This is a genomic window from Cohnella hongkongensis (assembly GCF_042654645.1).
GTDB lineage: Bacteria > Bacillota > Bacilli > Paenibacillales > Paenibacillaceae > Cohnella > Cohnella hongkongensis.
The window spans coordinates 215246-241748 of sequence record NZ_JBHSEP010000004.1 but is presented as its reverse complement, the minus strand read 5'-3'; the positions used below and the strand labels follow the sequence as shown (position 1 = coordinate 241748).

16 protein-coding genes are annotated in these 26503 nt (G+C 57.2%); 9 read left to right on the top strand and 7 right to left on the bottom strand.

The window, feature by feature from the left end; translation table 11 throughout:
- The first annotated feature begins 69 nt into the window (after positions 1 to 69).
- Together rbsK and ACFO3S_RS08345 are read left to right on the top strand one after the other, a co-directional pair.
- On the top strand, positions 70 to 1005 hold the full coding sequence (rbsK, locus tag ACFO3S_RS08350) for a ribokinase (RefSeq protein ID WP_378094302.1): 936 nt from the start codon (positions 70 to 72) through the stop codon (positions 1003 to 1005).
- Positions 1002 to 1943: a nucleoside hydrolase gene (locus tag ACFO3S_RS08345; RefSeq protein ID WP_378094300.1), complete on the top strand. Its 942-nt coding sequence runs from the start codon at positions 1002 to 1004 to the stop codon at positions 1941 to 1943. Before rbsK ends, ACFO3S_RS08345 begins: the two co-directional genes overlap by 4 nt.
- A 68-nt stretch (positions 1944 to 2011) precedes the next feature.
- Here the strand turns inward: ACFO3S_RS08345 and ACFO3S_RS08340 are convergent, their stop codons facing one another.
- Positions 2012 to 3532 carry a response regulator gene (locus ACFO3S_RS08340; RefSeq protein WP_378094298.1) on the bottom strand — a complete coding sequence of 507 codons (1521 nt, stop codon included), beginning with the start codon at positions 3530 to 3532 and terminating at the stop codon, positions 2012 to 2014.
- Positions 3533 to 3534: 2 nt separating this feature from the next.
- Complete coding sequence (locus ACFO3S_RS08335) at positions 3535 to 5379, bottom strand: cache domain-containing sensor histidine kinase (protein ID WP_378094297.1); 1845 nt, start codon at positions 5377 to 5379, stop codon at positions 3535 to 3537.
- Between the two features lie 72 nt (positions 5380 to 5451).
- Between ACFO3S_RS08335 and ACFO3S_RS08330 the strand changes: the two genes are divergently transcribed.
- From ACFO3S_RS08330 to ACFO3S_RS08300, 7 genes are all read left to right on the top strand, one after another.
- The gene (locus tag ACFO3S_RS08330; protein WP_378094295.1) at positions 5452 to 6765 is read left to right on the top strand and encodes an ABC transporter substrate-binding protein; all 1314 of its coding nucleotides are present in this window, start codon (positions 5452 to 5454) and stop codon (positions 6763 to 6765) included.
- Positions 6766 to 6916: 151 nt separating this feature from the next.
- On the top strand, positions 6917 to 8602 hold the full coding sequence (locus tag ACFO3S_RS08325; protein ID WP_378094293.1) for an extracellular solute-binding protein: 1686 nt from the start codon (positions 6917 to 6919) through the stop codon (positions 8600 to 8602).
- A gap of 68 nt (positions 8603 to 8670) precedes the next feature.
- Positions 8671 to 9567, top strand: coding sequence for an ABC transporter permease (locus ACFO3S_RS08320; RefSeq protein ID WP_378094291.1), 897 nt, complete (start codon positions 8671 to 8673; stop codon positions 9565 to 9567).
- A gap of 18 nt (positions 9568 to 9585) precedes the next feature.
- Complete coding sequence (locus ACFO3S_RS08315; protein WP_378094289.1) at positions 9586 to 10461, top strand: carbohydrate ABC transporter permease; 876 nt, start codon at positions 9586 to 9588, stop codon at positions 10459 to 10461.
- A 1033-nt stretch (positions 10462 to 11494) separates the two neighbouring features.
- The gene (gene nirB / locus ACFO3S_RS08310; RefSeq protein ID WP_378094287.1) at positions 11495 to 13897 is read left to right on the top strand and encodes a nitrite reductase large subunit NirB; all 2403 of its coding nucleotides are present in this window, start codon (positions 11495 to 11497) and stop codon (positions 13895 to 13897) included.
- Between the two features lies 1 nt (position 13898).
- The gene (gene nirD / locus ACFO3S_RS08305; protein ID WP_378094285.1) at positions 13899 to 14219 is read left to right on the top strand and encodes a nitrite reductase small subunit NirD; all 321 of its coding nucleotides are present in this window, start codon (positions 13899 to 13901) and stop codon (positions 14217 to 14219) included.
- A gap of 38 nt (positions 14220 to 14257) precedes the next feature.
- Entirely contained in the window at positions 14258 to 15040 is a 783-nt protein-coding gene (locus ACFO3S_RS08300) for a formate/nitrite transporter family protein (RefSeq protein WP_378094283.1), read from the top strand.
- Positions 15041 to 15195: 155 nt separating this feature from the next.
- Here ACFO3S_RS08300 and ACFO3S_RS08295 read toward each other — a convergent pair whose 3' ends face one another.
- The 5 genes from ACFO3S_RS08295 to ACFO3S_RS08275 form a co-directional block, all read right to left on the bottom strand.
- Complete coding sequence (locus ACFO3S_RS08295; RefSeq protein WP_378094281.1) at positions 15196 to 16311, bottom strand: VanZ family protein; 1116 nt, start codon at positions 16309 to 16311, stop codon at positions 15196 to 15198.
- Between the two features lie 395 nt (positions 16312 to 16706).
- The gene (gene srtB, locus ACFO3S_RS08290; protein WP_378094279.1) at positions 16707 to 17483 is read right to left on the bottom strand and encodes a class B sortase; all 777 of its coding nucleotides are present in this window, start codon (positions 17481 to 17483) and stop codon (positions 16707 to 16709) included.
- A gap of 19 nt (positions 17484 to 17502) precedes the next feature.
- Positions 17503 to 23925 (bottom strand): DUF7601 domain-containing protein, encoded by a 6423-nt coding sequence (locus ACFO3S_RS08285; protein WP_378094277.1) that lies wholly within the window; start codon positions 23923 to 23925, stop codon positions 17503 to 17505.
- 544 nt (positions 23926 to 24469) lie between these two features.
- Positions 24470 to 25618 (bottom strand): response regulator, encoded by a 1149-nt coding sequence (locus ACFO3S_RS08280; protein ID WP_378094274.1) that lies wholly within the window; start codon positions 25616 to 25618, stop codon positions 24470 to 24472.
- A gap of 51 nt (positions 25619 to 25669) precedes the next feature.
- On the bottom strand, positions 25670 to 26419 hold the full coding sequence (locus tag ACFO3S_RS08275; protein ID WP_378094272.1) for a proline dehydrogenase family protein: 750 nt from the start codon (positions 26417 to 26419) through the stop codon (positions 25670 to 25672).
- Between the last annotated feature and the right edge of the window lie 84 nt (positions 26420 to 26503).

Sequence of the window (26503 nt, the reverse complement as noted above, 5' to 3'; positions counted from 1 at the left end):
TTCTATAATGAGACTATGAACGCCAAAAGCAAGAGGCCCATTCTACAGAGAAAGAGCGTGACAGTACACATGAAATCCATATGCGTAATCGGAAGCTTGAACTTGGACATGGTCGCGGCCGTCGAACGGTTTCCGCAGCCGGGCGAAACGCTGACCTCAGACGGTTACTCCGTTTTCTTCGGCGGCAAGGGAGGCAATCAGGCGATCGCTCTGGGCAAGCTGGGCGCCCGGGTGAGCATGGCGGGCAAGGTCGGGGACGACATTCACGGCCACGATTATATCCGTCACCTGCGCATGAACGGGGTCGATGTCGGCGGGATCGGCGTGGAAAAAGGAGCCTCGACGGGAACGGCGATGATCTGGGTCGACCGGCAGGGGGAAAATCAGATCGTCGTCTCTCCAGGCGCTAACGGCCTAATGCAGCCTTCCGATATCGACGCCATGTGGGACTGGCTCGTCCAATCGGATTTTTATCTGTTCCAGCTGGAGATCCCGATCGGCACGGTCGCCTATGCGGTCAAACGTCTGAAGCAGGCCGGCAAGACGATCATTCTCGATCCGGCTCCCGCCTCGCAGCTGCCGGACGCCCTCTTCCGCTATATCGATTATATGACGCCCAACGAGACGGAGGTGCGGTACTATGCGGGCAGACAGGAGCGCTACGTCTATCAGCTGAAGGAAGCGGCCGGCTCCCTGCTGCGCAGAGGAGTCGGAACGGTCGTCGCCAAAGCCGGAGAGGACGGCGCCTACTGGATTCGCGAAGCCGAGATGACGCGCATTGAGGCCTTTCCCGTGCAGGCGGTCGATACGACGGGGGCCGGAGATTCCTTTAACGCCGGGTTCGCCTATGCGCTCGCTTCAGGGCTCGAGGTCGAAGACGCAGTGCGAATCGGCAACGCCGTCGGCGCGCTGTCCGTCCGACAGGTGGGCGCCCAGTCGGCGATGCCGACCCGGGAAGAATTGCAGCGATTTCTGGAAACGCATCAAAGGAGGATCACGTTATGAGCGAAACGATGGCTTACTGTCCTTCCGATAGACCCGTCCCGATCGTGCTGGACACCGATATCGGTCCCGACTGCGACGATGCGGGAGCGGTGGCCGTGCTGCATGCGCTGGAAAAAGCGGGGCGGACGCGCATCGTCGGCATGACGCACTGCACGTCCAGCCGTTGGGGGGCCGGCTGCCTGGACGCGCTTAACGCGTACTACGGGCGCGGAGACATTCCGGTCGGGACGCTGCGGCGCCTGCCCGGCTTTCTCGACGACGACGCCGTATACGGCAAGTACAACAAGCTCGTCGCGCAGCAGTATCCGAACCGCTACGGGCAGGGGCAGCCAGCCCCGGATGCGACCGAGCTGACCCGCGAGCTTCTCGCCGCGGCGGAGGACGGCTCGATCGTCTTCGTCGCGATCGGACCGCTGGTCAACTTCATGCATTTGCTGCAATCTCGACCGGACCGGCATTCCGGCTTGTCCGGAATGGAGCTTGTCTCGCGCAAGGCCCGGCATCTCGTCGTGATGGGCGGACGGTTCCCGGAGGGCAAGGAATGGAATTTCGAGATGCATCCCGAGGCGGCAGCTTACGTGACGAAGCATTGGCCGACCGGCATCACGTTCACGGGCTACGAGATCGGCGCGGAAATCCGGACCGGCCGACGGCTGCATACCGACGCGCCGGCCGACCATCCCGTGCGGAGAAGCTACGACGCCTGGAGCGGCGGAGAGGGCGGCATTCGCGAGAGCTGGGACCTGACGGCCGTGCTGTATGCCGTGGAGGGCTCGGGCGACTACTGGGATCTCGTTCGCGGCACGATCGAGGTAGACGCCGTGAGCGGCGGCAATCGCTGGCTGCCGCAAGCGGACGGACGCCACGCGTATCTGTCGCGCAAGATGGAGCCGGAGAAGCTGACCGAGCTTCTTGACGAGCTTCTCGTGCGCCTCTGAGAGTCAAGCAAGCCCGGACGGTCGATTGGGCCGTCCGGGCTTCGTTTTCTCTTGCAGCCCGGCGGACTTCAGCCTCCGAGCTGACGCTGTCTGAAATCGGCCGGGGTGAAGCCGGTCTCCTTCTTGAATACCTTGTAAAAATACTTCGTATTCTCGTATCCGATCATCACGGAAATTCTGTCGATACGGTATTTGGTCGTAACGAGCAGATGCTTGGCCCGCTCCATGCGGATGCGGCGCAAGTAGTCCTGGAACGTCTCCCCGGTTTTCTCCTTGAACATGACGCTCAAATAGACGGGATGCAGGAAGAAGCGGTCCGCCACCTCCTCCAGCGTCAGCTGCTGGGCGTAGTGACGGTCGATATAATGCTTGATCTGCTGCGACAGCTCCGCACTCCTGGCCGTTCGGCTGGGCACCTGGGCGACCGTGTCGCGCACGAATTGAAGGAAATGCCGCTCCAGAGCCCGCGGGTCCGGCTCGTAGCTGAGCAGCGGCAAAGTCTCCAGCCCCGAATCCGGGGAAAACCCGTGAATCGCGCCGAGGTGCTCGACGACGCGATGGTACAGCGTCCGGCAAATCTTCCTTGCCTTCTGCATCGTAAAGCTTTCGGAGCCGCGGAATTCGGCGAACAGCTCCTCCGCAAGCCGCACCGCTCGCGCTTCGTTGCCCTCCTCCAGCTCGTACAAGAAATCCTCGATGCGAGGCCAGCGCCATTCCGCTCCCGGGTCCTGCTCCTTTCCGGCTTCAGCCCGGTCGTCCGTCACGAGGTGGAGACCCGCCGTTCGTCCGAACGGCAAGCTCTCCAGCAGAGACAGCGCGCCGCGATAAGCGCGGGGCAGGCTCTGAACGGACGCGCATTCGCCGCTGACGGCGGCGAGGGCGTCCGGTTCGCCCGCCAGACACGAATGAAGCTTCGAAGAGGCCGCCCGTCTTCCGGAGGCGGCGTCCGAGCTGACGAGCACAGACGTTCCCGGCATGTCCGGATGAGCGAACTTGAAGCAGCCGTCCGGCAGCTTCACGCTGTCCGCGGCGGCGCCGACCCGCACGGCGACGGCGAAGGCGCCCGCCGACAAATAACGGCGCATCGGCTCGGACGAATACGCTTCCGCCCGAATAGAAGCCTCGTCGTCGGAGCTCCGGCACAGCCAGGCGGCGAAGCGAACGAGGTCGAGCTCCAATTCGATGCCCGTCGCGTTCCTCCGGTTCAGGCGGATCCGCTCGATCCGCTCGATCGCCATCGTCAGCGCCTGGCGCAGCTCGGCATCGTCGAACGGCTTCAGAATATAACCCGCAGCGCTGGAGACGATCGCCTCCCGCGTATACTCGAAATCCGAATAGCCGCTGATGACGATAAGCTGCGCCTCCGAGCGCTTCACGGTAACGGCCTGAAGAAACTGGACGCCGTCCATGACCGGCATTCGCATATCGGTCAGCACGATGTCGGGTTTTTCCCGTTCCACCAGCGCCAGGCCCTCTTCGCCGTCCTCGGCCTCCCCTACCCAAGCCAAAGGCAGGTCGAGGGCCGATATTTTTTTGATGATCGCTTTGCGGATGAGCGCCTCGTCGTCGATGACCACATATCTGTACATGGCTATGACGCCCCTTTCGATAGATGAACGGCCGGGTTCGCGCGTTCGGCAAGAGAAATCCCGCTATCCGGAGCCTCGTTGGGCAGCCGGAGAAGAACGGCCGTCCCCCGATGCTCCTCGCTGTCGACCTCAATCCCGTAGTCCGGTCCGTAATACAGCGCGATTCGCGCATGGACGTTGTACATGCCGATGGATCGGGCATCGTTCGTCGCCGGATTCAGCTCCTCAAGCTCGGCTGTCCGGCCAAGCATGGACCGCACCTCCTCCAGCCTGTCCGCCGGAATGCCGACCCCGTCGTCCCGCACCTCCACGCGAATGCCGTCTTCCTGCCTCCAGGCCCGGACGCTTACGGTGCCGTACCCTTTCTTTTTCTCGATTCCGTGATACACCGCGTTCTCCACGATCGGCTGAAGAATCAGCTTCAGCACCTTGAAATCCTCCAGTTCCTCGGGGATGTCCGTCTCCAGACGGATTTTGTCCCCGTAACGGAAAGATTGAATCGTCATATAATTATGGACGTGGCCGAGCTCCTCGCTCAGCCTCACCAGATCGCGGTTGATTTTAATGCTGTAGCGGAACATATCGCCGAGCGCCTTGGACATGACGGACAGGCTCTGAACCTCCTCCAGCACTGCGATGCTGTTCATCGTAGCCAGCGTATTAAACAGGAAATGCGAGTTGATCTGGGCCTCAAGCGCTTTCATTTTGGAGGACATGGCGATCAATTGATTGTGATATTTGTCCCGGATGAGCGAATCGATCTCCTGCAGCATCGTAAAATAACGATTGTACAGAATGCCGATCTCGTCCGTTCTCCGCTCGTACCTCTCCTGGCGCGGCGGCAGATGGCCGGCCGGATAGCGCTTCATCATCCGGGCCATCCGGTTCACCGGCTTGGAGAAAGCGTTCGCGATCCACAGTGACAGGCCGACGGCCAGCACCGCCCAGACAGCGCCCAGCCACAGGGCAAAACGCGAGGTGGCCCGAATTTCCCCGGTGACCGCATCGAGCGAGACGACGATGACCATATGCCAGTCATATTCCGAGAACGTATTATGAAGGACAAGCGTATTGCTCTTGGAATCGATCCGGCTTCCGATGCCGACGGCCGAAGACGCCCACTCTTCGTCGAGCTCTCCTTCCCCGTACAGCCGGTTGCCGATGCCGTTGAGCAGGTAGATCCGCTGCTCCGCCAGCATGCCTTCGCTCAACTCGTCGAACAGGCTCAAGCTGCAGTTGATGAGCAGCACCCCGATCCGCCGGTTCGTCGCCGGCTCGTACAGCGCCCGCGAGAAGGCGATGGACGGATTGCCGGACAGCAGAAAATCCTGCTGCTGCACCTCTCCGACAATCATCTTGCCTTGGGCGCGAATCGTGTCCCGGTACCAGGCCGAAGAAAGCGGCACATAGTCGGACTTGAGCTCGGAGCCCTTCGTGTTGGCGAACACCGTGCCGTCCTCCGCGAACACGTACAGCCCTTCGATGTAATCGTGATTAAGCAGCAGACTCTCGGTCGCCTTCTTGAACTCGCGGGTATGACTCAGCCGGTCGTAAGGAGCAACGCCGCCGTTGTTGTCCGCATGCTGCCCGAGAAAGGATAATATCGTGTCCGAATCGGACATTTGCTGATAGGCCAAATAGGCGGATACGCGTCCGATCTCCTCCAGCCGGTTCGCCATCCTTAGAGAGGAGCGGTCCAGCAGGTTCAGAGACACCTCCCTCACCTGATTTTCCACGAGGGCGCCGTAATTCCGGTTCGTCACGGCAACGACGATCGCGATCGGAATCAGGGACAGCAGCAGGAGCGCGACCAACAGCCGGTTTTTGAGTCCCCACGCAAACTTCATTCGCATCTTCTCCGGGATCGCGTTATTATTTATAATATTAGCATAAATCTACTGGGCCGAGGTGACTCGATCATGCGAATACGGCCGGCTCGTCTCTCTCTGCTTCTGGCGCTTGTCGTCGCTTCGAGCTGCGCGCAGCCACCCGGCGCCGTACAGCCGAAGCCCGACCCCGTCATGCTGAAATATATGCATATGGGCGTCGCATCCGACGGCCGGGACCATAACCGCTATGTTATGCAAGCGTTTCCAAGATTGGTTGGAGAGCGGTACCCGGAGATTCTCGTCAAGACGGAAATGCTGCCGGAGGATGCCTATACCAAATCGCTGCTCATGCAGCTGTCCGCGGGCGAAGGCCCGGACTTCTTCGAATGGTGGCCGATGCGGCAGCTGGAGGAGCTGGCCAGAGCAGGCTACCTGCAGGATCTGACCGGAATGGATATTCTCCAAGCCTTCTCTCCCGAGGCTCTCGAAGGGTTCACCCTAGACGGCCGGGTATACGGTCTTCCCAAGGGCTTCGGCATGATGGGCGCTTGGTATAACAAAGATCTGCTTCGGCAGCACGGCTACCGGGACTGGCCGCGGGACTGGAGTTCGTTCCTGGAGCTGTGCGAGACGCTGAAGCGCGAAGGAATCGCTCCGATCGTGATGCCGGGCAAGGATTGGTGGCTGCTCCAGTTCGGGCTGTACCCGCTGGCAGCGTCGGTCGTCTATCCCGAGGACCCCGACTTTGACAGGCGCCTCCTGGCGGGAACCGCGACGTTCGCCGAGTCGAAATGGCGGGACGTCCTGCATATGTACAAGCTGCTGTTCGATCGCGGATATGTGGCCGCCGGCTCGCTGGAGACGGGCGCGGCTCAGGCCGCCGCTTGGTTCAACGAAGGGCGGGCCGCCATGATCTTCGGAGGCAATTGGGACTACGACAGCTTGACCGTCCCGGAGGGCCCCGGCCTTGACTCCGCCCCCGACAACTCTGCCGATTCCTTCGAACGAGGCTTTATGCCCCTGCCCGGCAACGCTCCGGGAGAGCCCTTGTTCCTGTCGGTCGGCCCCGCCGGAGGAACCGTTATCAACAAGAACACCCGCAATCTGCCGGAGGTGCTGGACGCGCTGGCTTACCAGTTCGACCCCGCGTCTCCGCTGCACAGCGAATTCAAGCGGCAGTATCGGGCGTTTCCGATGTCTCCGGGAGAAGACCTCGGTATCGCCGAGTTCTCCGGATACACGGATCTCCTGCGAAGCAACCGGTCCGTTGCGTTCAGCAATCAGGCTTGGCCGGTCGGAGTGGCGGAAGCGCTGTGCGCCGGCTTTCAAGACTGGCTCGCGGGCGAGGGCGACGCCGACGCCATACTGGCCGCGATGGATCGCGAGCTGCTGAGAGCGCGCTGAAGCAACCTTGGGAAAGTATACTTCAACTCCTTAAAAGAATAGACTCCCCGCCTTCTATAATGATGACCATAAACACTTCGACGTGTTTACGGTCATCTTTCGTTAGACGGGGTCGCAGCCAGACCAAAAAAAACATGATGGAGGTAACGGTATGAAAGGACAAAAGATTCGCGGAACGGCGACGGCGCTGCTGGCATTTCTTCTCGTATTCTCGGCCGCTTGCTCGCAGAAGGAGAACGGCCCGGCCGGCGAGCCGTCTGCGGCGGCTCAAACGGGAAGCGCTTCCCCAAGCGCGGATCCATCGCAGCCGGCCGGCGGGGACCCGCTCGGCAAATACGACCCGCCGATCGAAGTCTCGGTCGTCAGCTCGACAGGCACGAACGTTCTGTTCGCGGAAGGAGAGAGCATCAACGACAACATTATGACCCGGACCTACAAAGACATCCTCGGCATTCAGTTCGTGAACAAGTGGGTGTCCGACGCGTCCCAGACGGCGGAAAAGATGAATCTGTCCATCAACACGAACAATCTTCCCGACATTTCCAGGGTCGATCTCAATCAGCTGCATCGCATGATCAAGCAGGATCAGCTGGTCGAACTGAACGAGGTTTACGAGAAATACGCTTCCCCCCTGCTGCGTCAGGCGATGGAATACGGCGGCGGCGAAGGCTTCGAGGCCGCCAGCCTGAACGGCAAAATCTACGGCATGCCCGTTCCGGTCGACTACTTCGAGAACGTGGCGATCATGTATATCCGGCAAGACTGGCTGGATAAGCTGCAGCTTCAGCCGCCGAAGACGATCGACGAGCTGGTGAACGTCGCCACCGCCTTTGCGCAGCAGGATCCCGACGGCAACGGCAAGCCCGACACTTACGGCATTGCGCTGGACAACGCGCTGGGCATGGGCTTCGACGGGATAGCGGCGGCCTTCCGGGCGTACAAGGGAATCTGGATCAAGGATAGCGAGGGCAAGCTGGTCTACGGCAGCGTTCAGCCGGAAATGAAGGAGGCGCTGGCCAAGCTCCAGGAGCTGTACAAGGCGAAGGCGATCGATCCGGAGTTCGGCGCCAAGGACTGGGGCAAGACGGCGGACGATATCGGCGCCGGCAAGGGCGGCATCTACTTCGGAGCCTTCTGGCAGCCGCTGTATCCGCTCTCCGCGACGCTGACGCATACGCCGGAATCCGACTGGAAGGCTTACCCGATCCCGGTCGGAGCGGACGGCACCGTCGCGCCGAAGCGGCCGACGAACGTCTTCTCCTGGATGGTCGTCCGCAAAGGGATGGAGCACCCCGAGGCGCTGATCAAGTCCATGAATCTGTGGGCCGAGATGTGGATCGAGGGCGGCAAGTACAACGATCTGTTCTACAAGGAAATCCAAGGCAGCGAGAAATACAAGGGCAAGGAGATTCACCAGTCCGCCAAGCCGTATTTCTTCGACGATCCCGGCAAAAACATGGTCATCGGCAAACAGTTCAGGGAGGCCTTGGAGAAGGACGACGGCTCGCTCGTCACCCATCCGGACGGACAATGGAAGTGGGAAGCTTACAAAAACAACGAGCCCAACGGCTGGGCGTTCATGAAGTATCTGACCGAATCGGAAGCGGTGCTGGAGCAATACGGGGACCATTTCGTTCATCAATCGTTCCTGGGCGCGCCTACGGACACGATGGTCAAGCGGCTCGCCAACCTGAACAAGATCGAGTCGGAGACGTTCACGAAGATTATTATGGGCAACGCGGGCGTCGACGAATTCGACAAGTTCGTCAAGCAATGGAACCAACTCGGCGGAGAGGACATTACGGAGGAAGTCAACGCCTGGGCGTCGGCCAAGTAAACGGATCAAAGCGCGGAGCTTCGCCCGGCAGGGCGGGTTCCGCGCCTCTCTAGCGGAGGTATGAAGTCATGAAAATTACGAGAAAAGACCGGACGTTCTTCCATCTGCTGCTGGCGCCGGGCATGCTGATTCTGCTCCTGTTCGCTTACCTGCCGATGATCGGCATCGTGATCGCCTTTCAGGAATTCAATCCCATGCAGGGCTTCTTCAAATCGGAGTGGGTCGGACTGGAGCATGTGCGCTTCCTGTTCGAGCTTCCGGACACGATGCAGACCGTGCGCAACACGATCGAGATCTCGCTGATGAAGATCGTGGCGGGATTGGTCGTTCCGATCGCATTCGCCCTGCTGCTTAACGAGGCCAGAATCGTATGGTTCAAGCGCACGGTGCAAAGCCTCGTCTATTTGCCCCACTTTCTGTCCTGGGTCATTCTGGGCGGCATCCTGATCGATGTGTTCTCCATTAACGGAGGGGTGTTTAATCAAGTTCTGGCTTCGCTCGGCTTCGGCCCGATTTTCTTCTTCGGGGATGAAGCATGGTTCCGGGTCATGCTGATCGTCACCGACGTCTGGAAGGAATTCGGCTTCTCGACGATCGTCTATTTGGCCGCGCTGACGGGAATTAATCCCGCGCTGTACGAAGCAGCCTCGATCGACGGAGCGAGCCGCTGGCAGCGGGTCGTCTACATTACGCTGCCCGGCATTCTGCCTGTCGTTGTGCTGATGTCTACCCTAAGCCTCGGCAACGTGCTTAACGCCGGATTCGACCAGATCTTTAACCTCTATAATCCGATGGTCATCGGCACCGCAGACATTATCGACACTTACATTTATCGCATGGGTCTGATTCAAGCGCAGTACGGGCTGGCCACCGCCATCGGACTGATGAAATCGCTGATCGGCTTCGCGCTAATCGTGACTTCGTATCGGCTGGCTTATCGTTACGCGAATTACCGCATTTTCTAAAGGACGGAGCGACGCTATATGAGAATACGCCTGCACCGCTTCCAGGCTTTCGACCTCTTGAACTATGTTCTGCTGGCCGCCATCTCTCTGCTATGCTTGGTCCCGATCTGGCACATCGCGATGGTTTCCTTAAGCGGCGAAGGGCCGGCCAACCAATATATCGTCGGGCTGCTCCCGATCGAGTTCAATTTCACCGCCTACGCCAATATTTTGCGTCTGGATAAATTCTGGGACGCCTTCGGCGTGTCGGCGACGCGGGTGCTTCTGGGCGGCCTGATCAATTTTCTGCTGACCGTCATGATGGCTTACCCGTTATCCAAAGAAAGCAGCTACTTCCGAAGCCGGAACATTTATATTTGGGCGCTGGTGTTCACGATGCTGTTCAGCGGAGGACTCATCCCGGCCTACATGATCATCAACGAGCTGCATCTCATCGATACGATCTGGGCGCTCGTCCTGCCGGGAGCCGTTCCCGTGTTCAACGTCATTCTGATGATCAACTTCATGCGCCAGCTTCCCAAAGAGCTGGAAGAGGCCTGTCTTGTCGACGGAGCGTCGCAATGGGCGATCATGACGCGAATCTACGTGCCGCTGTCGCTCCCGGTCATCGCAACCGTTACGCTGTTCAGCGTCGTCGGCCACTGGAACTCCTGGTTCGACGGACTGATCTACATGAACCAGACGTCGAACTATCCGCTGCAGACGTACCTGCACGTCGTGCTCGCCTCCCGCAACCTGGTGAACGCCGACCAGAATTCCGTCATGGCCTCGCTGACGAACCGGTCCGCGATCTCGGCGCAGATCATTTTGGCTTCTCTGCCGATTCTGATGGTCTACCCGTTCCTTCAGCGCTTTTTCATCCATGGCATTGTGATGGGTTCAGTGAAGGAATAAGCTCGCCCGCCTTCGGCCCGGACGCTCATTTCGCGACCGGGCCTCGTCTGCGGACGCGCGTTCGGAGAGTCTGCAGATCGGCCTCCCGCACTCGCCCAGCCACGGCTATCCACGCTTGTTGAGCCATGGCTATCCGCACGCTACGAGCAGCAAGGCGATAACGCCGTAGATGACGGCCCTGTTTAGCTCCCAATGTTGTCCGCGTACATGCGCGGCCCCGGCCGCCTTGAGCTCAAGGCACTTTTTGGGCCTTAGTCCCGCGCCCTGAGCAGCGCCAAGGCACTTTTCTGGCCTTAGTCCCGCGCCCTGAGCAGCGCCAAGGCACTTTTCTGGCCTTGGTCCCGCAGCCTGGTAGTGCCAGGGCACTTTTTGGGCCTTAGCCTCGCGCCCTGAGCAGCGCCAAGGCACTTTTCTGGCCTTAGTCCAGCGGCCTGAGTAGCGCCAAGGCACTTTTCTGGCCTTAGTCCAGCGGCCTGAGTAGCGCCAAGGCACTTTTCTGGCCTTAGTCCCGCGCCCTGAGCTGAGCAGCGCCAAGGCACTTTTCTGGCCTTAGTCCCGCGCCCTGAGCAGCGCCAAGGCACTTTTCTGGCCTTGGTCCCGCGCCCTGAGTAGCGCCAAGGCACTTTTCTGGCCTTGGTCCCGCGCCCTGAGCAGCGCCAAGGCACTTTTCTGGCCTTGGTCCCGCGCCCTAGCAGCGCCAAGGCACTTTTCTGGCCTTAGTCCCGCAGCCTGAGCAGCGCCAGGGCACTTTTCTGGCCTTAGTCCCGCGCCCTGAGCAGCGCCAGGGCACCTGCTTGGCCTTAGCCCCACAGTCTCGATTCCGCCGCTAAGATTAACCTCCTCGCCAGCATCGGGAGACGGCAAGTGATAACCCTGACCCGCCGACATTGCCCGTTCAATCCCCTCCAAAAAAACGACAAAATAATCAGGGAATTCCCTGATACACGAATTTTCGAATTCATGATACGATATTCGCATGAAAGTGAATTAATTCACAATATTAAGTGAAAATTTTCACAACAGGAGGGGCCCTATGATCAAAGAGAAACTGCTGCTGATCGGCAACGGCATGGCCGGCGTAAGAACCATCGAAGAAATTCTGGAGCGGGCGCCTCGACAATACGAGATCACGATCATCGGCGAAGAGGCCTATCCCAACTACAATCGCATCATGCTGTCGAATGTTTTGCAGCAAAAGATGACGGTGGATGAGATCATTACGAATCCCCTGCAATGGTACGAGGATCACGGCATTACGCTCATTCGTCACGACCCGGCGATCAAATTGGACACGCAAGCCAAGCAAGTCTTGACGGCCAGCGGTCAATATATCCGTTATGACAAATGCATTATAGCGACAGGGTCAAGAGCTTTTATCCTGCCCGTAGAAGGCGCGCAGCTGGCTGGCGTGCTGGGCTTTCGCACCCTCGACGACACGCTGCAAATGATCGAACAGGCCCAGCGGTACAAGCGGGCTGCCGTCATTGGCGGAGGTCTGCTGGGACTTGAAGCTGCCAGAGGCTTGCTCGATCAGGGCATGGACGTTACGGTCGTTCATCTGGAGAAGTGGCTGATGGAGACGCAGTTGAACGAGCCGGCCGGAAATTTGCTGAAAAGGGACCTGGAAAAGCAAGGCATTCGATTTTTGATGGAGAAAAAAACGACGCGGATACTGGGAACGAACAGAGCGGAAGGCCTCGAGTTCAGCGACGGCAGCGTCCTGGAGGCGGATCTCGTCATTATGGCCGTCGGCATCCGGCCGGTCACCGGGCTGGCCAAGGACGCGGGGCTGCATGTCGAACGAGGTATCGTCGTTGACGATTTTATGGCCACAAGCGCGGCGGACGTGTATGCGGTAGGGGAATGCGCGCAGCACAACAAGATGATCTACGGCCTGGTCGCTCCGCTGTACGAACAGGGAAAAGTGCTGGCCGATCTGCTGACCCGCCGTCCGACAGACGGCTATAAAGGCAGCACGGTGTCTACTTCGTTGAAGGTATCCGGCTGCGACCTTTTCTCGGCGGGCATCATCCACGAGGGCGACGACGTAAAAGGCATTGAAGCTTATAACGGCTTGAACAACAGCTATAAGAAGCTGTTTATCCGAGATCGTCGCCTTATCGGCATCGTGCTGTACGGCGATACGACCGAAGAAAATCGCTATTACAAAATGCTGCGGAACGAGACCGATATTACCGCCTTAAATCCCGTCTCGCTGCTGGCGTCCGCCGGCGATGAGGCAAGCCAAAGCGTCGCTCAGTGGGACGATGCCGATACCGTATGCGGCTGCAACGGCGTAACGAAGGGAACGATCGTCAACGCAATCCATACGCAGCAATTAACCTCCGTCGCCGATGTGGTCCGCTGTACCAAAGCCGGCAACTCCTGCGGCAAGTGCAAGCCGATGATCGGCGAACTGCTCTCCCACGTCCTGGGCGATAACGTAACGCTTGCGCCAACGGGAATTTGCGGCTGCACCGACCTCACAAGGGACGACATTGTGCTGCAAATTCGCGAGAAGGGTCTGAAATCAACGAAGGACGTTTTCCGGGAGCTGGGCTTCCGCAATGCCGAAGGCTGCTCGAAATGCCGCCCGGCGATCAATTTCTACCTGAATGTGACCTTTCCGAAAGAGCATCAGGATGAAAAAGAGTCCCGGTTTGTCAATGAGCGCATGCACGGCAACATTCAAAAGAACGGCAGCTTCTCGGTCATTCCTCGCATGAGAGGAGGCAGAACGACGCCGCAGCAGCTGCTGAAAATTGCCCAGGTCGCAGAAAAATACAAGGTGCCGCTTGTTAAAGTCACGGGAAGCCAGCGCATTGGCTTGTACGGTGTCCATAAAGAGGATTTGCCGGATATTTGGAATGAGCTGGATATGACCTCCGCCTCCGCCTATGCCAAAGCGGTTCGCTCCGTGAAAACCTGCGTGGGCGCCAACTTCTGCCGCTTCGGCACGCAGGATTCCATGGGGCTCGGCATGAAGCTGGAGGAGCGATACGAATACATCGACACTCCGCACAAATTCAAAATGGGCGTGTCGGCTTGTCCGCGCAGCTGCGTGGAAAGCGGAGTGAAAGATTTCGGAGTCATCGGCGTGGAAAACGGCTTCCAGATTTATATCGGAGGCAACGGCGGGACAGAAGTGAAGGAGGCTCAATGGCTGACCACGGTCGAAACGGAGCAGGAGGTCATCGATCTGTGCGGGGCCATGCTGCAATATTACCGCAAGACGGGAAACTATGCCGAACGCACTGCGCCGTGGCTTGAACGGCTTGGCTTCGAGCATGTGAAATCCGTGCTGCTCGATCCGGAGCAGAGCCAAGCTTTGCTGGCGGAGCTGGAGGCGGCCGTAGCCGGCAAGCGCCAAGACCCGTGGACGGAAATTCGCAGCAACGAGCAGGAACGAGAGCTGTATACCGTAAGGAGAGGATAAGATGAGAACTCCAAGCAAGCAAAAGGTGTTCGTCGCCCGCTTCGACGAGCTGCCGCCGCGCATCGGACGCGAGGTGGTCGTCGAAGGCCATAAAATCGCCGTGTTCCGCTTATCTGACGATCGGATTAAAGCGATCGGCGGAATCTGTCCGCATAAGCAAGGCCCGCTTGCCGAAGGAATCGTAGCCGGCGAATACGTATTCTGTCCGCTGCACGAGTACAAAGTGTCCCTGCTCGACGGCAAAGTTCAAGAACCGGACGATGGCTGCGTGCCCACATACGACACCCTGGTGGAAGAAAACAATGTGTACGTGCTGGTATAAGAATACGAGACGCGTCTTCCCGAGGGAGGGAGATCGAGATGTTCAAGCAGAATGTTGAAGCGATTGTAGAAGCCGGCGTCGCCAAAGCGAATTATATGAAGCGAGAGAAGCTCGGTTATTTTATTGCGACTATGCTCGCGGGCGCTTACGTCGGTTTCGGAATTATTCTCATCTTTACAGTAGGAGCGCCGCTCGCCCAATCCGGCTCGCCCTTTCAGCCGTTAGTTATGGGGGCAAGCTTCGGGATTGCCTTGACCTTGGTCATCATTGCCGGAGCGGAATTGTTCACGGGCAACAACATGATTTTCACGATTAGCACGCTGGCCGGCAGAACGTCCGTCCGAGATACGCTGCTTAACTGGCTCATCGTATGGATCGGAAATCTGGCAGGGGCGTTGATATTCACCTGGCTGGTGGCAGGCTCGGGACTCTTCCAGGCCGTGCCGGCGGAGCATCTCGTATTCACAGCCGCGGCGAAAAAGATGACGGCGCCGTTTACGGAATTGTTTTTTCGCGGCATTCTTTGTAACTGGCTCGTTTGTCTCGCCGTCTGGATGAGCATCAAGCTGAAAAGCGAAGGAGCTAAAATGTTCGCGATCTGGTGGTGCCTATTCGCCTTTATTGCCAGCGGCTACGAGCATAGCGTAGCGAATATGACCCTGCTGAGCGTGGCGCTGATCTTGCCTCAGCATCCCGAAGCGGTCGATTCGGCAGGCTGGCTGCATAATATGCTTCCCGTAACGCTGGGCAATATGGTGGGCGGTATTCTATTTGTCGGCTTAGCCTATTGGAGAATATCCCCGGTGCGTAGAAACGAGTAGCCGAGCGCGCTCCGAACCATCCAAACCAAAACGCCTCGGCGTCCTCTGGACGCAGAATCGCGTTTTGCCGGAGGTGATTCAGATAAGAATAGCGAATTTGATCCTTTCTGAATCACCAAGCCTAAACGGCTTGCGACGTCCTTGGGTCGGCGGGATCATGTTGATGTCGGCATAACGCGTCCGCTCTTGGCCGTAATGACATGGGCCGTGCCGCTCTTCTCCTCATGGATCAACCGGCGATTCCGATTGAACAGACAGCGTAAAAAATGAACGGCAATCGCCAAGTCGAACACGAACAGGACGAACGCGAACAGCAGCATGATCATCGGAGAAATCGAATGCAAGCCCGCCCGAACGAACGCGACGTTAGCTCCGCCTGCCAGCAGGTAGAGAAGCCCATAGCGCACGCTTAACTCCTTCAGGCTCAGCCGATCGCCCTTCCCCTTCAGCCGAATTCGCACCAGCCACTTGCCGATCGTCAGCCCGTTGGTCGCATATGGAAGCGCGATAAAATAGACGATGATCAGCAGCAGGTAAGAATACGGCACATGCAGGACGGACAACACGGCGAAAACCGGCAGCAGTATGGCCCAGTCGAACAAAAACGCGATGCCTCTCTGCGTATAAGAGACTCGTCTCTTGGACAGATCCGTGCGCTCGTCCAACTGATCCGTCCGCGGCAGCCACCGGCCGAGCCAGTCGGCAAACAGGAAGCCGATCATCCCGCCCGCCGTATTCATCATGAGATCGTCCACGTCGAATAATCTGTAAGGGTAATCGTAAATGCCGAAAATGGCGGTCACCTGCGTGATCTCGAAAAACAGCGACAGCCCCAGCGTGCAAAGCAGGCATGCCGGCCACCTGGTGCGAAAATAATGCCTCATAAACATGCCGAACGGGACCGTTAGCAGCACGTTGAACACGACTTGCAGGAAAGCCCTCTCCGTCAGAAGGCGCACGTAGGTCGCCGGACTGTCCAGTCTCGCGCCGGTTTCCTTGACGATGTCGGAAATAAAATGGAACGGAATCCACTGCGCGTACGACTCCGCCTTCGGCGGCGAGTTGTGAACCGAATCCGGAAACGGAAGAATAATCAGATAGAAGGCATTCATCAGGTACAGCAAAAACAAATACAGGATCAAGGCTCTGTACTTATGAATGTAGCCATGGCGGCGGTATTGCACGACCAGAAACGGCAGCGTGAAGATCGCCGCCGCGATCGGAAACGTGTAGAAAGCATAGGAAATCGGAAACAAATAAAATTCCAGCATGGCAAGGCTCCCGGTTCGTATTCGGAATCTTCCTCTATGAAACTACTTTTCCCTCACTATGCTTACGCTATACGAAGGATGAAAATTTTCAAAAGTCGCGCCCCAATCAAGGCGCGGTATCATTTTACCAGAAAAAACAACCATCGACGACTGAATCAGTCGGCAATGGTTGTTGGAAACCGGATTTCGATAGATTTACTTGTCAATCAATTCCGTTGTCTTCAGCAATCTTGCGATCAGCCCTGTTACTTCGGTGCGCGTCATGTTCGCCTCTTGAGCGTGAAGCGCCCTCGAGATAATCGCCCAACAATCATCCAAGCAGCTTTCATATTGCTCGCTATTCCCGTTCATAGCGCCTAATCGTCTGACTTCATCTACCCTCATCCACATCTTCTTTATCGCTTGCGGGCGATCACCGCTAACCGTCCGTTATCGGTCGAGTATTCACACGTGGACAGAACAATTAGCTGGTCGCCATGCCGGGCGGTTACGCCCGTGTCATAGAGAGAGAGTTCTTTAATGTTCCGAACATACGAATCAAACTCCTCGGATGTTCCGGTCTTCTCCACTTGGTAGAACTTGAAGACTTGATCCGATTTGCGGTAAACCTCCGAGAGAATGACGGCCACAATCTCGTATTCCGCCTTCTCGTAAAGCGTGCTGAACCGGATCGTAGGATGATCCTTATAATAGCTTTCTTGCTTGTAGTTGATCAAGTCCGCAAACATCATGCCGCTTTTCATATTGTGGCCGTGAAGCAGCAAAATGTCCGACTCGCCGATCCGGTTTTGAGCGTCCAGAAAGGGGAGTCCGTTTTCGTTTTCCTTCTTATCGAAATCCCGATGAAGATAGTACTCGCCATCCTGCTCATTCTGCATGACCGGGTAATCGATTCGGGTACCGTCGATGGTCAGCCACCCGACGAGATCCGAGTTTCTCTCGTACAGCGCCTGAAGCTCCGGCAGGATGACCGGCTCGCTCTCCTTCCGGACGATCAGCGGGGAGACGACCGCATCTCCGCCTCTGTCCGGCGCTTTCTCCAGCTGCTGCGCCAGCTCTTCGATCTGCCGCTGGGTCTGATCGTCCCGCAGGAGATTTCGCGCAAGGCCGGCTACAGAGAAGACCAGCAGAAGAGCGGAGAAGGCGATAAGAATTTTTCTGGTTTTGTTCATTTCTTATCGCCTCCCCGCATTAATTGTATTTTTTCTTTCTGAATGGCATCGCGATTCGAAGTCCGATCAAGGCGATCAGCGCCAGCGCCATGTAGAAGATGGAAGATGGGCCGCTGTCTCCGGTCTTCGGAACGTCGTCCAGTTCGTCGTCTTCAGGCGGTCTGGCATCGATTCCCGGGTCCGATCCGTTGTTGCCGTCCGGCGGATTGCCGCTGCCGGGATCCTCGTTGTCGCCGTCAGGCGGGTTGCCGTTGCCGGGATCCTGGCTGTCGCCGCCCGGCGGATTGCCGTTGTCGGGATCCTGGTTGTCGCCGCCCGGCGGATTGCCGTTGCCGGGTTCTTGGTTGTTGCCGTCCGGCGGATTGCCGTTGCCGGGCACATTGTCGTCGCCGTCAGGAGGATTGCCGTCGCCGGATCCGTAGTCGCCCCCGGAGCCGCCGCTGGAACGAATCGGCCTCATCGGCACGTCGTATCTGACGATGTCAAAGTCGACAGAAATCGTATTACTCCTGTGCGTCTCGTATCCGTTCTTCGTTACGATCAGATAGTAATCCGCTTCAGGAAACACCATGTAGGCATAGAAGCCATCTGCGTCGCTGTCCTGCTCCGGGCTCTGGTTGTCGTGCGGCGGAAAATTCGGAACCGGAGGAAGCGTTACTTTCGTACCCGGAAGTCGCCCGTTATCTCTGTTCCGCTGCGTATCCGCATAATACAGCGTAACTTTGGCTCCTTCAATTTTCTTGCCGGTGACGGCATCTCCTGTCGTCTCATCATACACCGTACCGTAAGGGTCGACCAATTCCTCGGAAATGTTCAATTCTCCGTCTTTCTTCACGCTCAACTGTGCGACCTTGAAGAGCACTTCTTCGCCGCTGTCCGCTTTATAGCGAACTTGCATGGTGTACGTCTGCTCGCTTAGCCCTTCCACGGAGAAGGTGCCGTCCGGACCCATTGGGAACGCCGTGGGATTGCTGTTCCCTCCGATATAATTGCCGTCCTTGTCCTTCAAATAAATATGCATCTTGCTGGTAACCGAATTGGTGAATAGCTCTGTCGTTCCATCCATCTGCTTGAACAGAACGATCCCTACCGCCGTAATGTCCGCCGGAACGGTCTCGTCTTTCACGCTGCTGTCCACATTGGCCTTCTGCGTGAACGGGATAGGGACATCCTTTCCGCCTACCTTATACGTCTTCGTATAGGTGATCGTATAGTCGGTATCCGCCTCGGCAGGGACGGAATATTCCCCGTCTCCATTCGTATAGATGGTCTGCTTCGCCTTTGTCTTCGCATTCGTCACAATGATTTCCGCATTCGGAATGATTTCACCTGTGTTGTTGTCGCGCAGCACGCCTTCCAGATACGGTCGGGTATTGACAAAGTGTGCTCTAGCCTCCTCGTCCTTCGGGATGCTGCCCGTGTGAACGAACTCTTCAGGATCCGTCACATATCCGTCTTCCGTGTAATCCACCTGGGTCACCGTATACTTGAGACCCGTCGGAAGGCCTTTCACGAGGAACGTCTGCGCATCTGCAAGCTCGAAAGTGTCCCCACTCTTGATCGTACCTGTGCTTTCGTCCGACTTCTGATAGTCGTAGGATTCGTTCGCTCCCTCGCCTGCGAAGGTGACCGTGTATCGGAACAGCTTCTTCTTGTCGTCTTCTTTACCCCTCACCTCGTTGCTGATGAGCAGGTCACCCTTAAACACTCGCGTGTTCGTGAATGGAGCGTACTCGTCGCTGCCTTTCATGACTCCGGTATGACTCGCAGGGATGGTCGTCACATATCGTTCAGTTTCGTAGTAGTCCGTCTGGGTCACGGTGTATTTCAGACCCTTAGGCAGCCCCGCTATTTCCAGGCTTTCTCCATGCTTGAGCGTGAAGCCTTCGCCGGACTTGATCGTGCCCGGCGTACTCGTCTCGCCAGCAAACTTCGTATACGAGTAGCTTCCATCCTTGCCGGTTTCTCCAAAGACGACGGTGTACTCGAACTCCTTCGTAAATTCGGCGCCGTTGCCCATGACCGTGTTGCTGATCGTCAGCTTATTGACGGTCCGTTCATTGATGAAGTCCTCGCTGCGATCAGCCCTCTCCATGACTCCCTTATGAGACAGCTCCTCAGGGGTAGTCGCGTAGCCCTCGTTCTTGTAACCGTTCTGGGTGATCGTATACTCCAGGTTTTCAGGAAGCCCCTTAATGGTAAAGGACTCTTGATCCTTGAGCCTGAAGGTATCGCCGGACTTGATCTTGCCCGGCGCGTCGCCCGAGTGCTCATAATCGTAGACTTGATCCTTGCCTGTGCCGTCAAAGATTACGGTATACTCGAACAGCTTGTCCGGTTCCGCGCCGTCTCCTGTGACGGTATTGCGGACGACCAGATTGTTAACGTATCGCTTGTTGACAAAATCCGCTTTGTGGTCGCCTTTATTCTCGATGGCGCCATACCGTTCACGCGTTCCCGGATCAGTCGTGTAACCGTCAGAAGTGTAATCTCTCTGGGTTACCGTATAGACCAGACCTGCAGGCAATGCCGGTAGCGTCATCGTTTCCCCGTGCTTTAGGGTAAACTTGCCGCCGCTCCCGGTCGTCCCATACGAATTATCCGACTTCCGGTAACTGTACTCTCCGTCCTTGCCCTCTCCCTCAAAGATCACGGTGTATTCGAACAATTTGTCCGGATCCTTGCCGTTGCCTTCCACCTCATTGCTGACGGTCAGCTTACCCTGGGCCGGGGTGGGCACCTTCAGCGGATTGTTCGAATCCACCCTCTGTCCGTCCACTAGGACAGGCTTGCCCGGGGCGTTGATGACACGTACCCGGTATACCGTAGTCGTAGGCAAGTATGTGTCGGGATCAATAAACGTCTGCTTAAGCAAATAATCCCCCGGCACCTGAATGATGAAGCTCGTCTTGCCGTCCGAACCCGTCGTTTTTTCCTCGATCTCTTCGTTGCTCAAATCCTTGGCCGGAGTACCATCCGGATTATAAAGCTTGAACTTGACGCCCTGCAACGGTGTTTTCTCGTCAGGACCCACCTTCAAGAGGTAGAGCAGGCCGTTCTCATTTGCGCTTCCCGCCACATCGTTCGCGTCCAGCGTAATATTGCTATGCGCTACGATCGGTGGAAGGTTACCGTCGCCCATCAGCTGAACGGAGTTCCCGGCCACCCCTGGCGACATGCCCTGGGATTCGGTCTGGTATACGATCTGATAGAGCTTGTTCGGGTCGGTAAAATCAAACCTGAGCGTCGAACCCTCGGTTGCCGGATCTATGCCTGCGGTAACCTTCACCTCACTATCCGGATCCGCAAGATTCAGCGGCTGTCCGATTCGCTCCAGGGTGCCGTCCGGCTTCAACTCGCCGGGATAAACGGCGATGTCGGAAGGCTCAAGGGAAAGGTTCCCATCTGCATCTTTACGCAGCTGCAGCCCCTTGGATAGGGTATCCAGCAAATAGACGCCCTGCTTCATCTCGAACGGAGGCGTGTAGTTCACCGTCCATTCCTGCACGCCGGAAACGGGCTTTTTCGCCGTCTTGCTTAGCGACTTCACAGGCACAAGAACTCTGTGAGTTTCGGTGGCGCTATAGGACTTGTCCCCCCATTTCATAGAGAACACCGCTTCATTCTTACCGGCATCATTAATCCCGATCGAGTAGGTCGCCAGCTTGGCGTTGGTCGGACGCGCCTTCACCAGAATAACGTAAGGGCTCTCCAGCTTGGAGAAGGTGAAAGTGCCCACATTACCGTTGGCGTTCTTGGTGAAGCTTACCACGTGTCGGGGATCGTCCAGGTGAATGATCCCTTCTGTTGGCCCGCTTGTTATTGCTTGTGCGTATCTGCCATAACCGCCTGCACTTGCTCCTGAGCCTGCATTATAGCCCGTAGTACCTATATAAAGTCGATAAGCCTCTCCCGGAGCGTACTCCACAAACTCCCATCCTTCAGGCAGCGTATCCACCAGCTTAATGTCGCTGGCTATGCGGGTGCCGCCGTCATCGGCCATCTCCTCCGTCTTAAAGCCCGGCATGTTTACCGCCAGTCGGAAAGTGATCGTTCGATCTTTGCGATCGTAGCCGGCCAGCAAGTATTTGTCAGCCCGGGGGGTTCCAACACCGGTAAGGGGGTCGTCCACATACCAGTTCGGATGGTTGACTAAAAATGGCCGCGTCCAAGTGCTGGCGCTCCAGTTGCTGTAATTTCGGTTCCAGTCGGCGGCTATGTTTCCTAGCGGGTTGCCGTTCTCGTCGGCCGCGCTCGCATACAGCATCTCCTTGTTCAGCATCCGCACTGGGTTCTTGACGGTAGCCTCTTGGTGACTCACATAATCGTCACCATCGAAGAGCAAGCCGCGGTTGCTCCAATTGCCCCCGTTATCCTGACGGAACAGGTTGTCCGGGTTGGTCGTAACGGATTCGAATGAAACGCTCCCCAGCACATCTCCTTTATACCCTGTCACCTTGATCAGATCCGCCACCGGCTTGCCGTCCACCGTCAAGGGAATAGCCTCGGCAGTCAGTTCTTGGCGGTTCGTAGACAACGAGTTCTGGCGGTATTTCTGCCAGAGCTGCTTGTCGTCGATTCTGCTCTTTATAGCTGCTAAGGTTTCCGGCGTCACCTTAGGGTTCGCATCTACACGATCCAGCACGTCGAGAGAATCGCCGTGAACGAGCAGATCGTAGATGGTCGGATTATCCAGATCGTACTGCAGCGTTAAATTGATGGTCCACCTGGCGCCTGCGACGTTCATCAGCGAATAGGCAGTGGCATTGTTTGTTGCAACGCTTTTCGTGAAGCTATGCGCGCCGATTTTTACCTGTGCCTTGTCCACAACGGCATCGGGAGCGTCCCCGTTAGTCGCATCGTTGTTCTGGATGGGCTGGCCTCCATCCATCACATCCAATTCCCAATTGGCGCGTGCTTTATAGTCGAAGGTTGACTTGTTACTGTCTGTTACTCTAGTCACAACGGTTAGATAGAGTGGCCCGTTCAGATTCCCGCCGATGGCGGTTCCGATGTCGTATTCCCCTGCGGCGTTACGGGTAATTGAGGTTTCCGTACCGCCGTCCCCATTCTTATAGGTTGCGGAAACCAACTCCGTCCCATCGGGCAAATAGTCTGTAATCTTCACGTTCTGCAAGCCGGTTCTGGACAGCACGCTGTTGTTGTTAATCCTCTGGTTGACCGCAACGGTCCACGTGATGAGCGTATCGCTTCCGCTCTTGCTGGGTTTGCCGCTCACCGCAATCCAGTTGGGGCGAATAGCAACCCGATGGGTATTGGATGAAGCCTTCACATCGGCATCATCACCCACAAGCTTAGCGGTGTAGTCAATGCGGTACCAACCATACGAATTGCTGAAATCGTTCCTCTCCGCGTAATACGTTTCCTTAGGAATCCATGTTTTGAAGGTGATGGTCGCCTTGTTTTTTACATTTTCTGCAGTGGACACATTTGGGAATTGATAGGAAAGTGTGCCGCCAGTGTACGTCGGCTCTACCTCGTCGTCGTCCACAGTGAAGGAGCCAGGCACGTAAACGCCGACGCTCGCAAGATCGTTAGCCAAGATCAGCCCGTCCAGAGGCATCGGAATCGTCTTGTCGTCCTTGTCGGTGGCAGTCACTACCGCTCGCCAGGTGATCGCGCCCTCTTGCAATGAGGCGTTGTAGATCCCGCCGTCATAGCCGCCGTTGCTTAAGGAACTGGCGACAATGGTATACTCCGGCACCAAATTCGAGTTTTGAAAGCGATAATCTTGATAGAAGATGCTCGTGTCTCCGCCGCCGCCAGGGGCCTGATTCGCTGCCTTGGCAGTCGCGGAAAAGCCGATTTTAACCTCGCGTCTGCTGCCGTCGTATACCTCTGCCCCATCAAACGTAATTCGGATAGAATCGGCAAAGAACTGAACGGTCGCAATTTTCAGGCTGCCCTGATTGATGTTCATAGGACCTGCAGGCGTTAAATTTACATCAGGGAAGTACGTTGCCTTGTCCAATACGGCAAAATCTCCCTGCTGAATGACGGTTTCGGGCGGAGCTGTAGTATAGTCGCCCTGGGTTGGCACGGCAATATCAGCCAGCGCAATAGTAAAGTTGTCCCGGCCGTTAATCTCGCCGCCTGCCGGAATCACTGAATCCCCCTGGCTCACCGTAAGATTAAACGTAGGATTGGCGGCTGCCAGCACCGCAGTTTTATCGGCCGGCCCTGCCGCGAAAGGCGTCAGAAGAGCGCCCTCCGGCACGCCGTACACCGTTTCGGTCACCGACGGCTCAGGAGCCGCAAACTCGGGCTCGTCCAGCGAGCTCGCCGCAGCGGAGAACGTCACCGTCTGCAAGGCGAGCACAAGGGCCAAGAAGAAGGACAACGCCGTTTTGTACAGTTTTTGGTTTCGCTTAACAAGCCTACTGGCCAACAACGCCTTGTTCTTGTATCGTTTCAGTCTCACGCTCTATACTTCCTCCATTCCGTTTTCTAAGAATATTTATCCCGCTTTGACCGGGACCGGCGAGGAGACAGCGCTCCTCAAGCATAAACGGCTTACGCCGTCCTTGGGACCGGCGGGATAACGTTTATGTCGGAGGTGATTCAGATAAGGATAACGAACTTTATCCTTTCTGAATCACCAAGCCAAAACGCCTTCGGCGTCCTCTAGACGCAGAATCGCGTTTTTGTCGGAGGTGATTCTAGCGAATTTTTACTCTCTGAATCACCAAGCGAGCCTCAAGCGGCTTTTCTTGCGTTCATCAAGGTTCCTCTCCTTCACTAGGCTGCGTTCTTATCGTCTTAAAACGACAAAGAACGCCCATATTCCACAGTATCTCCAGTCTATCATCTGCCCCTAGACAGATTCTCGACAAGATCCCCCCGCAACCAGGCCTCCGGCAAATAAAAAGGAGGACAAGGCTTCCGCTCATGGGCGCAAAAAGAAAAACCCTTGCGACTATTCGCAAGGGCCGCCGTTCTCTATTCCACCCAATCCTCTCCGCCGCTCACTTCTTCCCGACCGCTCGCCAGCGCTCATACCAGCGGACAATCTCGTCGCTGATCGACAGATCCAGCTCCTTCTCCACCCATTCCTTCAGCATCCAATACTGCACCTCGACCCCTCTCTGGTCCCCCAGCGCATCGTAGAGCTTCATCAGGGCGAAGTAGCTGTCCTCCTGCTCCGGACAGCGGCGCTGAATGCGGCGGCGAATCTCGACCGCTTTCTCCCGCTGATTCGAACCTTCGTAGAATACCGCGAGCTTGTTCATCTGATGCAGCCAGAGCATGCGCAGATGCTCGCGCTCGTGCTCCGCCCACAAATACCCGTGAGGAGCAAGATAGTCCCCCGTGTAGGCTTCAAGCTGACGCTCGTAGTCGGCTGCCGTGCTTTCGTCTAATGCGCCCAACTCCGTCATCCGGCGTTCCCAAATCTCGACGTCCACGCAGGCCGCACCGATATCTAGCCGGTAGCCCGTTTCCAGTTCGCCCATCCGAACCGAGACCGTGCCGTCCATCCGGCACGCCTTCAGCGTTTGGCGTATATGATAGATGGCCGTGTATAGATGCTGCGCCGCTTTGGTCTGTTCGACCTCGGGCCACAGAAGCTCCAGCAGATCGCTTCTGCCGACCGTCCGGTCCCGATGGTGGAGTAAATAGGCGAACAGCTCCTGCGCCTTGCTCGTTCGCCACTTCGGGAACTGCTCTAGCGAGCCGGGAAGCTGAAATCGAAGCTGTCCCAGACAACGAATGAAGGGCACATTCGCCGACTGGGGCTGCCGGGCTCTCGCAGCAGTCAGCTTCTCGCGCACCCTCTCCAGCGTCCGTCGCAGCCGCTCGCTGTTTACGGGCTTCAGGATGTAATCCAGGGCATACAGCTCGAACGCCTTTACGGCATACTGATCGTACCCGGTGACGAACACGATTTCGATGTTCGGAAGAACGGCCTGTATGCGCTCGCCCAATCTTAATCCGTCCGTTCCGGGCATTTGGATATCCAGAAAGGCGACGTCCGGCCCCAGCTCCGCAGCTCCGCTCACCGCTTCTTCAGGATCGGAATACTCGGCCACAATCTCCAACTCTTCCATTTCCTTGTTCAGAGCTCTTCGCAGGCTTCTTAGCGCCAACGGCTCGTCGTCGACCAATATCGCCTTCACTTCCGTTTCCTCCTCGACCCGTGACTTTCTCATCGGTGCTGGCAGGAAACATTATACCATCAGGCGTCCGTAATAGGACAAGTATACTCTTAACCGACCGACGCTCCTGACCGTTTGCTGAAAGTCGGGTCGAACGCCGTGAAGCATTTCGACCTCGGCGTTCGCCGCTGCCAGCAAGCCTCTCCGCCCGACCTCGCGGAGAAGCGACTCGTCGTGCGTGGCGATGGAGACGGGTCGACCGGAGGCAATCGCCCGTTCGGCCAGACGCAAATACGCCTCGGCGCTGTCCGCACGGCCGTCCTTCACCGCCAACGGCAGCTTTCCCTCAACGATACGGATTCGGCCGGAGAACGGCAGCAGATCGGCCATATCCCTCTCCGCGCGCTGCAGATTCGCCTGCAGCGTAAATCCCGCGGTCGGGTATCGCTCTGCGACGGACTTGTACACCGCCAGCGCACGGTCCGATCTGTGCGGCTCCTCTGCATGGATCATGATCGACATCCCGTACACGGCCGCCTCCCGGATTAACTCCTCCAGATGGCTGCGGGCCAGCCCCTCATCGACGTCCATGCCGATTCGGGACAGCCTCAGCGAGATTGTCGAAGAGCGTCCGGCGCTGCCCATCAGGTCGATCAACCGACGCAGCTCGTTCTTGACGGCCGCGCACTGCCGGGCGTCGTTCGCCTCGCTCCCTTCATAGGCCAGCGATACGCCGCAGCCGCCGTACATCAATCGGACGGCCTCGAAGACGACGTCTCTCCTCCCCGTTCCGACGTTCGGTTCCCCCCTGCCCGGTTTCATTTCCGATCTCCTCTTTTCTCTCTCATTTTCGGCTTCTCAGCAGTTAATGTATCGTGTTAAAGTGGTGGGTAAAAGGATCACTTG